This window comes from Puniceibacterium sp. IMCC21224 (assembly GCF_001038505.1).
Taxonomy (GTDB): Bacteria; Pseudomonadota; Alphaproteobacteria; order Rhodobacterales; family Rhodobacteraceae; genus Puniceibacterium.
Genome location: NZ_LDPY01000001.1, coordinates 3383414 through 3398486, shown reverse-complemented (window position 1 = coordinate 3398486; position 15073 = coordinate 3383414). Strand labels below are relative to the sequence as shown.

The 15073-nt window shown below is 61.4% G+C and carries 17 protein-coding genes and 1 tRNA gene; 13 read left to right on the top strand and 5 right to left on the bottom strand.

The features are described 5' to 3' along the window. Positions 1 to 112: 112 nt before the first annotated feature. The gene (locus IMCC21224_RS15850; RefSeq protein WP_047996161.1) at positions 113 to 820 is read right to left on the bottom strand and encodes an ABC transporter permease; all 708 of its coding nucleotides are present in this window, start codon (positions 818 to 820) and stop codon (positions 113 to 115) included. A 175-nt stretch (positions 821 to 995) separates the two neighbouring features. Here IMCC21224_RS15850 and tsaA point away from each other — a divergent pair, with 175 nt between their 5' ends. From tsaA to ureG, 13 genes are all read left to right on the top strand, one after another. Then, a complete protein-coding gene (gene tsaA, locus IMCC21224_RS15845) occupies positions 996 to 1484 on the top strand; it encodes a tRNA (N6-threonylcarbamoyladenosine(37)-N6)-methyltransferase TrmO (RefSeq protein ID WP_047996160.1) in 489 nt (162 codons plus the stop codon). Positions 1485 to 1755: 271 nt separating this feature from the next. Further along, positions 1756 to 2493 (top strand): urease accessory protein UreD, encoded by a 738-nt coding sequence (locus tag IMCC21224_RS15840; RefSeq protein WP_231582104.1) that lies wholly within the window; start codon positions 1756 to 1758, stop codon positions 2491 to 2493. Between the two features lie 4 nt (positions 2494 to 2497). After that, complete coding sequence (locus IMCC21224_RS15835; protein WP_047996158.1) at positions 2498 to 2800, top strand: urease subunit gamma; 303 nt, start codon at positions 2498 to 2500, stop codon at positions 2798 to 2800. Between the two features lie 48 nt (positions 2801 to 2848). Then, positions 2849 to 3034 (top strand): hypothetical protein, encoded by a 186-nt coding sequence (locus IMCC21224_RS15830; RefSeq protein ID WP_047996157.1) that lies wholly within the window; start codon positions 2849 to 2851, stop codon positions 3032 to 3034. Then, complete coding sequence (locus IMCC21224_RS15825) at positions 3031 to 3336, top strand: urease subunit beta (protein ID WP_047996156.1); 306 nt, start codon at positions 3031 to 3033, stop codon at positions 3334 to 3336. The genes IMCC21224_RS15830 and IMCC21224_RS15825 overlap by 4 nt, the downstream gene beginning before the upstream one ends. A 19-nt stretch (positions 3337 to 3355) precedes the next feature. After that, on the top strand, positions 3356 to 3745 hold the full coding sequence (locus tag IMCC21224_RS15820) for a lysozyme inhibitor LprI family protein (protein WP_231582103.1): 390 nt from the start codon (positions 3356 to 3358) through the stop codon (positions 3743 to 3745). Positions 3746 to 3817: 72 nt separating this feature from the next. Beyond that, on the top strand, positions 3818 to 4498 hold the full coding sequence (locus IMCC21224_RS26595) for a hypothetical protein (RefSeq protein WP_053079005.1): 681 nt from the start codon (positions 3818 to 3820) through the stop codon (positions 4496 to 4498). A 170-nt stretch (positions 4499 to 4668) separates the two neighbouring features. Further along, the gene (locus IMCC21224_RS15810; protein WP_053079004.1) at positions 4669 to 4983 is read left to right on the top strand and encodes a hypothetical protein; all 315 of its coding nucleotides are present in this window, start codon (positions 4669 to 4671) and stop codon (positions 4981 to 4983) included. Between the two features lie 12 nt (positions 4984 to 4995). Further along, positions 4996 to 6705 (top strand): urease subunit alpha, encoded by a 1710-nt coding sequence (gene ureC / locus IMCC21224_RS15805; protein WP_047996154.1) that lies wholly within the window; start codon positions 4996 to 4998, stop codon positions 6703 to 6705. A gap of 283 nt (positions 6706 to 6988) precedes the next feature. Continuing rightward, a complete protein-coding gene (locus IMCC21224_RS15800; RefSeq protein ID WP_047996153.1) occupies positions 6989 to 7207 on the top strand; it encodes a hypothetical protein in 219 nt (72 codons plus the stop codon). 34 nt (positions 7208 to 7241) lie between these two features. Then, on the top strand, positions 7242 to 7784 hold the full coding sequence (locus IMCC21224_RS15795; RefSeq protein ID WP_082135237.1) for an urease accessory protein UreE: 543 nt from the start codon (positions 7242 to 7244) through the stop codon (positions 7782 to 7784). Continuing rightward, positions 7771 to 8409: an urease accessory protein UreF gene (locus tag IMCC21224_RS15790; RefSeq protein ID WP_047996152.1), complete on the top strand. Its 639-nt coding sequence runs from the start codon at positions 7771 to 7773 to the stop codon at positions 8407 to 8409. The genes IMCC21224_RS15795 and IMCC21224_RS15790 overlap by 14 nt, the downstream gene beginning before the upstream one ends. 52 nt (positions 8410 to 8461) lie before the next feature. Continuing rightward, positions 8462 to 9097 (top strand): urease accessory protein UreG, encoded by a 636-nt coding sequence (ureG, locus tag IMCC21224_RS15785; protein WP_047996151.1) that lies wholly within the window; start codon positions 8462 to 8464, stop codon positions 9095 to 9097. A 2-nt stretch (positions 9098 to 9099) separates the two neighbouring features. On the opposite strand, the gene IMCC21224_RS15780 is transcribed toward ureG, so the two are convergent. The 4 genes from IMCC21224_RS15780 to IMCC21224_RS15765 form a co-directional block, all read right to left on the bottom strand. Next, positions 9100 to 12165: an efflux RND transporter permease subunit gene (locus tag IMCC21224_RS15780; RefSeq protein ID WP_231582102.1), complete on the bottom strand. Its 3066-nt coding sequence runs from the start codon at positions 12163 to 12165 to the stop codon at positions 9100 to 9102. A 2-nt stretch (positions 12166 to 12167) separates the two neighbouring features. Then, a complete protein-coding gene (locus IMCC21224_RS15775; RefSeq protein WP_197089213.1) occupies positions 12168 to 13379 on the bottom strand; it encodes an efflux RND transporter periplasmic adaptor subunit in 1212 nt (403 codons plus the stop codon). A gap of 175 nt (positions 13380 to 13554) precedes the next feature. Next, positions 13555 to 13631 (bottom strand) — tRNA-Met (locus tag IMCC21224_RS15770). A 90-nt stretch (positions 13632 to 13721) separates the two neighbouring features. Further along, positions 13722 to 15029, bottom strand: coding sequence for an ATPase (locus IMCC21224_RS15765; protein WP_047996149.1), 1308 nt, complete (start codon positions 15027 to 15029; stop codon positions 13722 to 13724). Positions 15030 to 15073: the final 44 nt, after the last annotated feature.

Here is a 15073-nt window from a genome sequence, read left to right as displayed (position 1 = left end):
ATCCAGCCCGTCGATCAGCGTTCGGCCGCCCAACGCGAGCGTGAGCCCGCGCGCGGTCAGCCGGGCGGGGGGCAGTACTGCCTGCGCCTGATCGCTGTGGGGCAGGGCCAGCTCACGCATAGGCCTGCCTGAGTGCCGAGACGCGCACCGAATGCACCAGCGCGTTCACCCCAAGCGCAAGGATCATCAAAATCAGCCCCAACGCCAGCGCCAGCGCCAGATCCCCCCGCGACGTTTCCAGCGCAATCGCTGTCGTCATCACTCGGGTCAGATGGTCGATATTGCCGCCGACGATGATCACCGCACCGACTTCGGCCACCGCACGACCAAAACCGGCCAGCCCCACAGTCAGCAGGGCATAGCGTCCATCCCATAGCAGCGCCTGCACGCTCTGCCACCGGCTGAGGCAAAGCGAGCGGAACTGTTCGGCGTACTCGTCATGTAGATCCTCAAGCACCTGTCGCGACAGGGCGGTGACGATCGGTGTGATCAGGATCGTTTGGGCAATGATCATTGCCGCGGGCGTATAGAGTAGACCCAGAAACCCCAGCGGTCCGGCCCGCGACAGATGCAGATAGACGATTAGCCCGACCACCACCGGCGGCAGACCCATCAGCGCATTCACCAGCACCAGCGCCAGATTGCGTCCCCGGAATCTGGCAACGGCCAGCAACGCGCCCAGCGGCAGGCCAACCGCACAGGCCAGCGCGGTCGCTGTCAGGCTGACCCGCAGCGACAGCGCTACAATCTCCCACATATCCGCATCGCCTGACAGGACGAGCGCCAGCGCGAGTGAGACAGCCTCTCCGAAGTCTTGCAAAATTTCCGCCCTTTTGCAGAATTTCCCACTATTGCGCACCATGGTGCACGATGCGCGGCTTTTCAAGCGTGAACTTGGCCGAATGCCGGGTGTTGCCAAGGGGCAAGGTCGGGCGGCTTTCACTGGTAAGGCGGCGCAAATGGTGTACGCTCGGAGTGACGAAAAGAGGGCTGTCATGGCGATCCGTTTCCAAGATATCCGACCCGGAGAGATGGTGTTGGATCACGGTCTGCCACAGGATGCGGGGCTGGTGTTTATTGGCCGTATCCGAACGCCGTTCCTGACCCGCGAGGACTGTCCGCGCCAGGGGCGGTCGGATGGCCCGGAATGCCGCATTGAACTGGATCGCCGCTTTGCCCCGGCGCTGACGGGGATCGAACGCTTTGCGCGGATCGAGGTGCTGTATTGGTTGCACGAATCGCGGCGCGATCTGCTGACGCAGAACCCACGATCTGACGGGCGGATGCATGGCACATTTGCGCTGCGTTCTCCGGTGCGGCCAAACCCGATTGGTACGTCGCTGGTGGATCTGGTGCGGGTAGATGGGGCGGCTCTGGTGGTGCGCGGGCTTGATTGTCTGGACGGTACGCCACTGATCGACATCAAGCCCGACCGCTGTTCGTATTCGCCGCGCGCACCGGAAAAGCAGGCGGATCAATCGTGATTCTATGGCGGCTAAATTTTGAACACATACCTGAAATTACGCCTATAAATGCATCTATGGCATTTGGCGATGGGCGGCTTCCCGGCCCGGTGGTCCGCGTCTGCTTGTCTGTCCCATCAGTCATGAGACAACCCTGTCATCCGAGATCACGGAGGCGGCTATCCCGTATGATGTGCCCATAAAAACGGCCCCAGCTCCGGCGACGCAGGTTCCGGCCCAGCGTGCGCGTGGGTCAACGCTTTTGCGTGCAGGGACGCGCGATGGGCACACAGTGTTAGCGGACCTGCGGCAATCAGGGTCGGCCAAGCTGCTGTTCCCGCGTCCCAGTGGTGCCGCGCTGCCTGTGATCTGGCTCAACACCTCGGGTGGGGTGACAGGGGGCGATATCTTTGATGCGCGGTTCGAGGCAGAGGCGGGCGCGGTGCTTAGCCTCAGTTCGCAAGCCGCCGAGCGGATATACCGTGCCATGCCCGGTGCGCCGGGGCGGATCGACACCACGCTGACGGCAGGGCCGGGGGCGCGAATTGACTGGCTGCCGCAAGAGACGATCCTGTTCGATAGCGCCGCACTTGATCGTCGCCTTCGTATCAATATGGCGGCGGACGCCTCTGTGCTGGCCTGCGAAACGCTGATCTTTGGCCGCGAGGCGATGGGCGAGAATGTGACCGATTTGCGTCTGCGCGACCGGATCGACGTCTACACCGATGGTGCGCTGAGTTTTGCGGATCGGTTGCGTATCGACGGGGACGCTGCGGCGCATTTGACACGTGGTTTTGTGGCCGATGGTGCGCGGGCCTGCGCGTCGGTCGTTTGGGCGGCGCCCGGTGCCGCACGCCAAATCAGCGCGGTTCGTAAACTGCTGCCACCTAACGCCGGAGCCAGCGCGATCACCGACGATCTGTTATTTATGCGCGTCCTGGCCCCCGATTCATATCTGCTGCGCCGCAGCCTTGTTCCCCTTCTGCGTCTGCTCAGCGGCGCGGACCTACCCCGATCCTGGAATCTTTAGACCCATGCAACTGACCCCACGTGAAAAAGACAAGCTGTTGATCGCCATGGCCGCCGAAGTGGCCCGCCGCAGGCTCGCCCGTGGGGTCAAACTGAACTACCCGGAAGCGATTGCGCTGATCACCGACGCCGTGGTCGAGGGGGCGCGCGACGGGCGGTCCGTGTCCGAAATGATGCAGGCCGGTGCGCAGGTCATCACCCGGACCCAATGCATGGAGGGTATCGCCGAGATGATCCCCGAAGTGCAGGTCGAGGCGACCTTTCCCGATGGCACCAAACTGGTGACCGTCCACAATCCGATCCGATGACCCTATGAGCCGCGAGATCCCGAAGCCAACCCAGAAGGACCGAAAAATATGACGCGCATCGCCACCCCCGCCCTGCTGTTCGCCGCAGGCCCCGCCTTTGCCCATTCCGGCCCGCATCTGCATCCGCATGACGGCGCGTCGTGGCTGAGCGTGGTGGCTGCCCTTGGCGTAATCGCAGTCTTTGCCCGCGTTGCATTGGGCCGCGTCCGCGCCAACCGTCGAGCATCAAAATGATCCCCGGAGAGGTTTTTCCTGCCGCAGGCGATCTGACGCTGAATGCGGGCCGAGAGACTATCACACTGATGGTTGCCAATACCGGTGATCGCCCGGTGCAGGTCGGCAGCCACTACCATTTTGGCGAGGCGAACGCGGCGCTCGATTTTGATCGCGCGGCGGCGCGGGGGATGCGGCTCGATATTGCGGCCGGTACGGCGGTTCGGTTCGAACCGGGACAGCGCCGTGACGTGACGCTGGTGGCGATTTCCGGCGCGCGGCGGATCTATGGCTTTAATCAGGATGTGATGGGGGCACTTTGAGATGCGGAGGTCGTTCATCTTGAGCGCGGCGTCGGCGGTTGGCGCGCTTTTTGGCGTGTCCGCGTCGGCGCAGGATGTCAATTGTGCCAGTCCGACGACGCAATACGAGATGACCGCCTGTGCCTCGATCGAATACGAAGCGGCGGATGCGGATCTGAACGCGGCCTATAAACGGGCGATGGCCCATGCCAAGGTGATGGATCAGGGGCTGGCTGCGGATGAAGTGACAGGCGCGGTGATCCTGCGCGACGCGCAGCGTGCCTGGATACCGTTTCGCGACAAGGCCTGTGAGGCCGAGAGCCTCAAGGCGCGCGGCGGCAGCATGCAATCACAGCTTTTCTATTTATGCCTGACCCGGCAGACGCGAAACCGGACTGTCGATCTGCAATATTTTGCCGAAACCTACTGAGTCGATCCCGCCATGAGTCGGTCCAAGGCCCCACAGCACAGTTTTTTCATACGATCCACAAGGAGCACGGAGATGTCATTGACCCTGAAACCCCTTACCCTTGCATCGGATGCGCTGCGCGCTTCGGGTTTTATTTGGACCCAGCAAGTGGCGGTGGCGCAAGTGTTCTGGTCCGCCTCGTTGAAGCAGCCGTTCAGGTTGATGGGATATGGATCGGCGCCGGCTGCCAGCGTCGTAGTGGTTGTCAAAGAATCTGCGGCAGCGGTTCAGCCAAACGCCAAGGTTGAAGTATCTGTCGTCGAACCGGAACCGGTTGCCAAGGTTGATGACAGTCCCGCAGTGGCAAAGGTTGCGGTGCCAACGACCCAGGGCGCGGTCAAGCCTCGCCCCGCGGCCAAGCCCGCAGCGGCCGCGAAACCCCGGACTGTGGCCAAGTCACGCGCAACCACGAAACCTGCGACCACAGCAACAGAGTCTGCGTCGGTCGCGCCCAAGAGCGCAGCCCCGGCGCCCAAGCCACCGGCAAAACCTGCGGCTAAACCCAGTACGCGACCGGCACGTCGGACCACACCGGCCAAGGCGGCTGCGGTCAAGGTCACGCCGTCGGCCACCACACCCGAAAAGCCGCCTGCTGCCTCGACCGACGCGAAGCCGGTCAAGGCGACGCGCGCAGCCGCTGCCAAGCCGCGCCACAAGCGCCCCGCTGCTGTGCCGGTGAACAGACTGGGTGCTGATACCCCTTCGGCTGAGTAAGGGATGATCACGTTCGTGATGCGGAATGATGCAATGCTGGATTCGGGCGCAGACAGGATCCTCGCTGCGATACGGTTGGTTGTCGGTATGGCCAACCAGCCCAAAGATCGTGTCAGTCATGTCGGCGCGCGCCGCCGCCGTGTCGAACTTATTCCTACGGAGACCTGAATATGCCCCGCCCCGCCACACCGATTGACCTGTGGGATGCCTCCTTACAGATGTTTTACCTGACCGTGGAAACCCATGCCGTGGTGAGCATGCGCCTGCTTGGCATGGCCGGTTTGTGGAACGTGACCAAATCGGAAAATAGCCGCATGGTTGACGAAAAATCCGACGCCTTGATGCAATCAGCCGCCAATGCTGTGAACGCAACAATGACGGGCGCCCGGCCAGACCAGGTTCTGGCCTCGGCCATCCGGCCCCTGCGGGCCAAAACCCGCAGCAATTCCAAACGCCTCGCCAAGCGCGGCCCGAAATTCAGCTGAGGACCCAGCCCAATGCCCGCCACCATCACCCGCGCCGATTATGCCGCCATGTTTGGTCCGACCACCGGCGACCGCGTCCGTCTTGCCGATACTGAACTGTTTATCGAAGTTGAACGCGACCTGACCACCTATGGCGAAGAGGTCAAGTTTGGCGGTGGCAAGGTCATTCGCGACGGCATGGGGCAGGCCCAGACCACCCGCGCGGACGGGGCTGTTGATACGGTGATCACGAATGCGCTGATCGTCGATCATTCAGGCATCTACAAGGCGGATGTCGGCCTGCGTGACGGGCGGATTCACAAGATCGGCAAGGCTGGCAATCCCGACACCCAGCCGTGCGTCGATATCATCGTTGGTCCGGGAACCGAGGTAATCGCGGGCGAGGGTAAGATCCTGACCGCGGGTGGCTTTGATTCACACATCCATTTCATCTGCCCGCAACAGATCGAAGACGCACTGCATTCCGGCATGACCACCATGCTGGGCGGCGGCACTGGCCCGGCGCATGGTACCCTGGCCACCACCTGCACGCCGGGGGCGTGGCACATTGGGCGGATGTTGCAGGCTGCGGATGCCTTTCCGATGAACCTGGCCTTTGCAGGCAAGGGGAACGCGTCGCTGCCCGGGGCGCTGATCGAACAGATCCTCGGCGGTGCCTGTTCGCTGAAACTGCACGAGGATTGGGGAACGACCCCCGGTGCCATCGACTGCTGTCTTGGTGTCGCGGATGATTATGACGTGCAGGTGATGATCCATACCGACACGCTGAACGAATCCGGCTTTGTCGAGAACACGGTCAAGGCGATGAAGGGGCGCACCATCCACGCCTTTCACACCGAAGGTGCGGGGGGCGGTCACGCGCCGGATATCATCAAGATCTGCGGTGAGGAATTTGTTCTGCCATCCTCGACCAATCCAACGCGGCCCTACACCGTGAATACACTCGAAGAGCACCTCGACATGCTCATGGTTTGTCACCACCTCGATAAATCCATCCCCGAGGATGTCGCCTTTGCCGAGAGCCGGATTCGCCGCGAGACGATTGCAGCCGAGGATATCCTGCACGACATGGGCGCGTTTTCGATCATCGCGAGCGATTCTCAGGCCATGGGCCGTGTGGGCGAAGTGATCATCCGCACCTGGCAGACCGCCGACAAGATGAAAAAGCAGCGCGGGCGTCTGGCCGAAGAAACCGGCGCAAACGACAACTTTCGCGTCCGCCGCTATATCGCAAAATACACCATCAACCCGGCCATTGCCCACGGTATTGCGCACGAGATTGGCAGTATCGAGCCCGGAAAACGCGCCGATCTGGTGTTGTGGAGCCCGGCGTTCTTTGGCGTGAAACCGGAAATGGTGCTGATGGGTGGCACAATTGTTTGTGCGCAGATGGGCGATCCCAACGCGTCGATTCCGACGCCGCAGCCGGTCTACACACGGCCGATGTGGGGCGCCTACGGCCGTTCGGTCGAACATTCGGCGGTGACTTTTGTCTCGGAGGCGGCTTTGAGCCATGACATTCGGGGCACGCTGGGACTGGCAAAACAGACGATTGCCGTGCGCAACACCCGCGGCATCGGCAAAAAGGATCTGATCCTGAACAATGCCCTGCCGCAGATCGACGTGAATCCTGAAACTTATGAAGTGCGGGCCGATGGTGAGTTGTTGACTTGTGAACCGGCAACCGAACTGCCGATGGCGCAGCGCTACTTCTTGTTCTAGGGCGGACTGATGGCACCCGATCCGATGCGCGATTTGCTTCGGATGTCGCATGGCTGAGATACCAGTAAAAAATCGAAAGTTAGACTGAAAATGACCCGAACTCGTAGCGCCGACGCCGTAGTTTATCAGCGTGTGGACCCGTTCAATTCGTTGCGCTCATATGCGAAAATAGCCATGCGTCGCGCGCATCACGGGGATGCTGTTTCGGGGGTTTTGGCGCGTTCATATTCTGCCTATTTGATGTGCAACGAAACGAACAAACAGTCAAAACGGAATATATATCATGGCACATGCCATCAACTACACCGCCGCCTACGCCAAGACCCCCCTGCTGACCCGCATGGCCGAGGGATTTGCCAACTGGCTGGACGCTTACGCCGAAAACCATCCCCGTATGCGCGGCGTTCGTGCCCTGCAAGCGATGAGCGATTCGGAACTGGCCGCCCGCAACATCAAGCGCGAAGACATCGTGCAGCACGTCTTTCGGTCGCATTTCAGCTGAGGTCCGAAACACCTGATATCGAGAGGGGACGCGGATGAGCGCCCCCTTTCACACAACTCCGGCCGGGCTGATTGCGCGGACCTACCACGACCACACCCATTCCGGACGTGTCATTGGCCGCGCGGTATTGGAGTATGAGGCGCGTTTCCTGCGCCGAAAGGTTGTCACGCTCGAAGACGGGCGCAGCCTGTTGGCGGACCTGCCTCACACCACCTCTTTGAATCACGGCGGTGCCCTGGTGACCGAGACTGGCGATGAGATCGCGATCGTCGCCGCCAAAGAGCCCCTGCTTGAAGTGACTGGTGACGTGCTGCCGCGCATCGCCTGGCATATCGGCAACCGTCATACCCCCTGTCAGATCCTGTCCGACCGTCTGCTGATCCAGCGCGACCACGTGATTCGCGATATGCTGCAACGGATCGGGGCGCATGTCGTGGAGGTGTTTGATACGTTCACACCCGAAGGCGGGGCTTATGGCCACGGGCGCACCCATGGGCACGATCATGGCCACAGTCACGACCACAGTCACGGGCCAGACGATGATCATACGCACGACCACACTCATGACTCAAACTGACCCTATCCTGACGCTGCACCAACTGTTTTCACCCGCGTTTCCCGTCGGCGCCTTTGCGTATTCTCATGGGCTGGAAACCGAGGTGCAGGCCGGGCGCGTTGCCACGGCGGCGCAGGCGCAGGACTGGATTCATACGGTGCTGACGCAGGGTGCGGGCTGGTCGGATGCAGTCCTGTTTGTCCATGCCGCGGTGGGCCCTGACAGCCAAAAACTGGCGGATCTGGCTTGCGCACTTGCCCCGTCTGCCGAGCGGCGGCAAGAGACCGTGTTGCAAGGGGCCGCCTTTGCGCAAACGGTGTCGCAAGTATGGGGCATTGATCTGCCTGAATACGCCTACCCGGTGGCGGTGGGGTGCGCTGTGTCGTTGCTGTCGCTGCCTGCCGAAGACGCCCTGACACTATATCTTCAGGCGATGGTGTCGAACCTCACCGGCGCTGCTGTGCGGTTGGTGCCGCTTGGCCAGACCGACGGCCAACGCATCGTCAAGGCCCTGTCGCCCTGTTGCACAGAGCTGGCCGAGCGCGCATGGGAGGCCGATCTGGACGATATCGGTGGGTTCGCGCCGCTGATCGACATCGCCTCTCAACGGCACGAATCGCTATATTCCCGGATATTTCGGTCGTGACGGGCGCACAGAAGCACGTGATCCAAATAAATTGCCAGATGGAGGGCACAGAATGACTTCGCCAAACGGACCTTTGCGGCTGGGCCTTGGGGGGCCGGTGGGGGCGGGTAAGACGACGCTGACAGCGGCCCTGTGTCTGGCACTGCGCGACCATCTGTCGATGGCTGTGGTGACAAACGATATCTATACGCAGGAGGATGCCGAGGCGCTGATGCGGCTACAGGTGCTGCCGCTTGAGCGCATTCGCGGCGTCGAAACCGGCGGTTGCCCGCACACCGCAATTCGCGAGGACGCGTCGATCAATCTGGCTGCCATCGCTGATCTGAACCGCGATTTCCCGGACCTTGATCTGGTGCTGATCGAATCGGGCGGCGACAATTTGTCAGCGACATTCAGCCCGGAACTGGCAGATGTAACGATCTATGTGATCGACGTCGCAGCAGGCGAAGAAATCCCGCGCAAGGGCGGTCCGGCGATCACCCGCTCGGACATCCTTGTGATCAACAAGACCGACCTTGCGCCGTATGTCGGCGCGTCGCTTGAGGTGATGAACCGGGATGCCACCAGAATGCGGGCGGGGCGTCCCTTTGTCTTTGCGTCGCTCCGCCACGGCGAGGGGGTCGGTGAAATTGTCGATCTGATCGCCCACATCGGCGGATTGGATCTGACCCGCAGCGCGGCGGAGTAGCGTTACTGCACCCCTGTGGTTGTCGCGTCGGCATTGCGCGGCTGATTCGCGCCCAGTGTTGAGACCAGCCCGCGACGTGCGCGGGTTTTCAACCCGTCGATGGCGCTGAACAATGACGGCACAAACAGCAGTGACAGCACCGTCGACACCAGCAGCCCGCCGATCACCGCGATTGCCATAGGGGCGCGGAATTCGCCCCCGGTGCCAATGGCCAGCGCCGAGGGCACCATACCGGCAGTCATCGCGACGGTGGTCATCACGATGGGGCGTGCCCGCTTGGCCCCGGCCTCAATCATCGCGGCATTGCGGTCCAATCCGTCCTCGATCCCTTTGATCGCAAATTCCACCAGCATGATCGCGTTTTTGGTCACGATCCCCATCAGCATCAGAAAACCGATCACCACCGACAATCCGATGGCATAATTGCCCAGAAACAATGCAAAGACCGCGCCACCGATGGCCAGCGGCAGCGAAAGCAGGATGGTGACGGGCGTAATAAAGCTGGAAAACAGCAGCACCAGAACAAGGTAGACCAGCAGAATTCCCGCGCCCATGGCCAGTCCGAACTGGGTAAAGATTTCGCCCATGACCTCGGCATCACCGGATGCCTGAATCTGAGTGCCTTGTGGCATGTCCAGCGCAATCGGCAGCAGGTCAATTGCCGCGATGGCGGGGCCCAGGGGGGTGCCAGGTTCCAGATCCGCCTCGACCAGAGTGCGGTATTTGCGATCATACCGGGAGATCACTGACGGGCCGCTCGACAGAGTGACATCCGCGACGGCCAGCAGCGGCACAGGCGCGCCACGGGTCGAGGGGATGCGTTGTCCCTGCATCAGCAACAGATCACTGCGCGACGCCTCGTTGAGGCGCACGACAATCGGGATCTGCGTCTCTCCGTCCGAGAATTTTGCCACATTGGACCCGCTGTCGCCGATGGTGGCAATGCGCACGGTCGTGGCGAGGGACGAGGCCGTGACCCCAAGGTCCGCCGCCAGTTCCGGGCGTGGTGTGATCCTGATTTCGGGGCGCACCAAGGCCGCGGCAGTGTCAGCGGCGGCAATGCCGGGCACGGTTTCAATCTGCCGGGCAAGGTCCTGCGCCGCCTCGGCGGCCGCGCGTTCACCGTCACCCAAAACGCTGATCGACACATCGCGCTGTCCCTGCGCCGATACGTGCAGGCGAACATCCGGCACACCGCTCAGGCGGGCGCGGATATCCTGCTCGATCTCAGCGAAACCGCGGGTGCGGTCGGTGCGCTGACCAAAGTTCACCACGATGGTTGCTTCGGTATCTGTGCCGGTGGTGTAGACAAAGGTATTTTTGACCTCGGGAATTTCGGCGACAATCGCGCTGATGTCGCGGCCAACTTCGCGGGTATCGGCCAGCTTTGACCCCGGCGGCAGTTCGACCGACACCATCGTACGCCCGGTATCCGCTGCAGGTACAAATTCGGTCGGCAGCAACGTCGCGGAAAAGATCGACCCGGCAAAGAGGGCAAGCCCCAGAATCAGCGTCACTGCCCGGTTGTTCAGGGTCCAGCGCAGGACCCGCAAATAGCTGCGCAGGATCAGGCCTTCACGCTCGTCCTCGGGATTTGCTGCGCCGTCGCGCAGGAAATAGGCCGCCATCATCGGCGTGATGAGCCGCGCAACCAGCAGGGAAAACAGCACCGCAACAGCGACGGTAAGGCCGAATTGCTTGAAATACTGCCCCGCAATGCCGGACATAAAGCTGACAGGCGTAAAAACCGCCACGATGGTAAAGCTGATCGCGATGACCGTCAGTCCGATTTCCGAGGCCGCCTCTTCGGACGCCTCATAGGCGGGGCGGCCCATTTGGATATGGCGCACGATATTTTCGATCTCGACAATCGCGTCATCAACGAGGATGCCAGTGACCAGCGTGATGCCCAGCAACGACACGGTGTTGAGCGAAAATCCGAGATATTGCATCACGATAAAGGTCGGGATGATCGACAGCGGCAATGCCACCGCCGTGATGATGGTGGCGCGCCAGTTCTTGAGAAACAGAAATACCACGATAATCGCCAGAGCCGCCCCTTCGTAAAGGGTATCCATGGCCGAATGGTAATTGCCCTCGGTATAGATCGTGGCGTCGTCGATCATTGTGAAAGTGGCGTTTGGATACGCCTTGGTCAGTTCGGCGATCTTGTCCTTGGCGCGGTCGCCGGCTGTCAGGTCGCTGGCGCCGGTGGAACGGTAAATCCCGATGGCCACCACTGGCTGACCGTCGAGCAGGGCAAAGGTGGCGATTTCCTCGGTGCCATCACGGATGGTGCCAATCTGGTCCAGGCGCACAGTTGCACCGCCCGGTGTGATGATGGGCGTTGCCGCCAGATCCGCCAGAGTGGCGGCGGACCCAAGTGCGCGGATGGCATATTCCTGGCCACCCAACGTGCCGCTGCCGCCGCCTAGATCAATGTTGACTGACCGGATCTGCGTATTGACATCGGAGGCCGTCAAGCCAAGCGACAGCAGGCGGTCGGGGTCCAATTCAACCTCAATCGCCCGGTCTGCGCCGCCGATGCGGTCAACCTTGCCGACACCGCTGGCCGACGTGATTTCGCGGATCACCACATCGTCGACAAAGGCTGACAGCGCCTCGATTGAGACGGTGGGGTCGCTGACGGCATAGGTCAGGATCGCCTGACCCGTGACGTCGAGCCGCCGGACCTGCGGTTCGGTCACGTCATCAGGCAATTCGCTGCGCGCGGCGGTCACCGCATCTTTGATGTCGTTTAGGGCGCGGTCGGTATCGACCTCGAGGTCGAATTCGATGGTGATACTGGCCACCCCTTCGGACGCGGTGGTGCTGACGTGGCTGACGCCGGTCACATCGCTGACGGCGGTTTCGATCGGTTTGGCGACCTGCGTCGCGATTTCGGACGGCGCCGCACCAGCCTGCGTGACCTGGACGGTGATGATCGGAATGTCGATGTTGGGGAATTGTGTGACTGGCAGGCGGAAGAAACTGACCATGCCCACGACGCAGAGCACCAGAAACAGTGCCAGCGCCGGGATCGGCGAACGGATTGCCCAAGTGCTCATATTCATTCTGCTGTCCCCGGCACAGCGATCACCGCATCGCCATCACCAAAGAAGCCAGCCGCCCGCGCCACCACGTCGTCGCCTTCGTCCAGTCCGGTCAGAATTTCGCGACGGTTCTGCCAGATCACACCGGCAATCACCGGCTGGTGCTGCAAATGGCCGTCGCGAACCCGCAGCACATAGCTTTCTGTGCCGGTGTTCTGAACCGCCGATGACAGAACACTGAGCCCCTCGTGGCGGTCAACGATGACCTCTCCGCTGGCAAAAACGCCGGCGCGCAATCCGTCCTGTGCCCCGGTGGTGATACGTATCGTGCCAAGTCGGGTGGCCGGATCAACGGTGGGCGAGATCAGCCGCACTGTGCCCGAAACCTCACCCAATCCGGCGATTCTCAGCGTTACAGGGTCGCCGGTGCTGATCTGGCCCAGAGCGGTTTCGATGACTTCGGCCTCGACCTCGATCACGCCGCCGTCGATCAGGCGGTAGAACGGGTCGCCGGACATGGCGGTGATCGATCCGCTCTGACCATTGCGCGCAGAAATCAGCCCGCCCGTCGGAGCGACGATGGTCGCGTGATCCAGATCGAGCGCCGCAACAGATGCTTGTGCGGCCGCCTGCTGCACAGCGGCCTGCGCCACGGCGAGCCCGTCGCGGGCAGAATCTGCGGCTGCGCGTGCGGTCTGTGCGGCGGCGACCGCATCTTCGAGTCCCGCGCCACTGACCGTGCCGGTGCGATTAAGTTCGCGCGCCCGCGCCAGTGCGGCTTCGGCCTGAACCTGCGATGCCTCGGCTGAGGTGATCTGGCTTTGGGCCTGACGCACACCGGCCTCGGCCCGCGCCTGTTCCGCCTGGGCTTGGGCCAACTGCGCTTGCAAGGTTCGCGCATTGATCCGGGCAAGTACATCCCCCGCCGCCACGATGTCGCCGACATCGGCGAGGATTTCGTCGACGACGAATCCGCTGACCTGCGGGTAAATCAGGATCTCGTTGCGGGGCAACAATGACCCTGACACTGGCACTGTCGTCACGATTTCATCGCGTACTGCACGGGTCACTGTTACGCGGGGGGCATTTGCGGCCCCACTGTCCGAGTCCTGTGCGGCAAGGGGCAGGGGGCCAAACGCCAGTGCCGCTCCGGTGAGCAGTGCGATCAAACTGTCGCGGAACTGTGCGGGGCAGACTGCCCGTATCCGGCGGAAAATAATCGGTGTCATCTGTCCCCTCTCGTATCCGGCGAATCCCAGCCAGAGGGGCACGTCACGCGCCGCCAACCGGCGTACCGCCTGTTTGTTGGACCTTAGCAGGTTCACGCTGCAAGTGTCAGGCAAGGTTTATCAAAACCGCTAGAGTGACGTATCGGAACTAGCTGATTAAACGGGAAAGGAAAGGTGGTGGCGTGGGGGAGACTTGAACTCCCGACCTATCGATTATGAGTCGATCGCTCTAACCAACTGAGCTACCGCGCCGTACCGTGCGGCTGGGTACGAAAGCTGACGGGTGCCGTCAAGCGAAAATTCGAGGTGCAGGGCCACGCACGGGGCGACCCTGCGTCGCAATCATTTTACAATCACTTCGTCGCGCACAAACATATTTGCCCAGGCGCGGTCAACCAGTTCCGGCGTCATCTTGTAGGGGATGCCTTCGAAATCGCAGATCGCGATCATCTGGTCAATCAGGAATACCGGCTGATAGTTTGCATAGACGTTGTCGATGGTGGGGTATTTCGACTTGAGCAGATGCACCAGGCTGGCCTCGTCCAGATGCATTTTTTTCTTGCGCGCCACCATGGCAAAGATCTTGAGGAAATCCTCTTGGCCCGGCCCGTCGATCTTGATCTTGAAAAAGATCCGGCGCAGGGCCGCGTTGTCGAAAATCTCGTTCGGGTGGAAGTTGGTGGAAAAGATCACCAGCGTGTCAAACGGCACCTCGAATTTTTCGCCCGATTGCAGCGACAGGATATCCTTGTTCTCTTCGAGCGGGACAATCCAGCGGTTGACCAGTTTTTGCGGCGGTTCGGCCTGACGCCCAAGGTCATCGACGATAAAGATGCCGCCGGTGGATTTTAGTTGCAGCGGCGCCTGATAGGTCCGCGCGGTGGGGTTGTAGACCAGATCGAGCATCGACAGCGACAATTCGCCCCCGGTGATGACTGTGGGGCGCTGACACATCACATAGCGGCTGTCGAAACGGTTTGTGCGACGCAGTTTGGTAGGGTCCTGTACATCCTGCTCGGCCTTGGAATGCACGATCGGGTCATAGACCGTGATCACCTGGCCGGAATATTCGATGGCCCAAGGGACATATATCTTGTCGCCCATGGCATCGCGGATGCCGTTCGAGATCGAGGATTTACCGTTACCTGGCGGGCCGTACATCAGGATCGACCGACCGGCGCCGACCGCCGGACCCAGATCGGACAACAGCGACGGCGGCAGGATCAGGTGGCCCATGGCATTGGTCAGTTGGTCGCGGGTGATGTGAATGTTCTTGATCGACTGACGTTTGACCTGTTCCGCATAGATGCACAGCCGCACGGGCATGGCGCCGAAATATTCGGATTGCGCCAGCGCGTCGAGCGCCCGGGCCTTGCCCGCGTCGGTCAGCTGATACGACATCTCGCCGCCGCTGTTTGCATTCAGCGTGCCCATCGCCTCGACCAGCAGTTGACTGCGCGCCAGGTCGATCAGCTCTTGCGTGATCGGGATCGGCAGGCGGAGGGCATGTGCCAGTTCCGTCACTACATTGGTGTTTCGGCGAAACAGGGTCTTGAGCATGATGTCCCGCATCATGACCATAGGCAGTTGAAGATCTTCCAGACGCTTGGGCGGCGGCGGAGCCATGACGGCGGTGGGACTCATGTTCATCGGGCAAACCTGTGGTTATTCACGCAGAGAAAACACCAGATTTG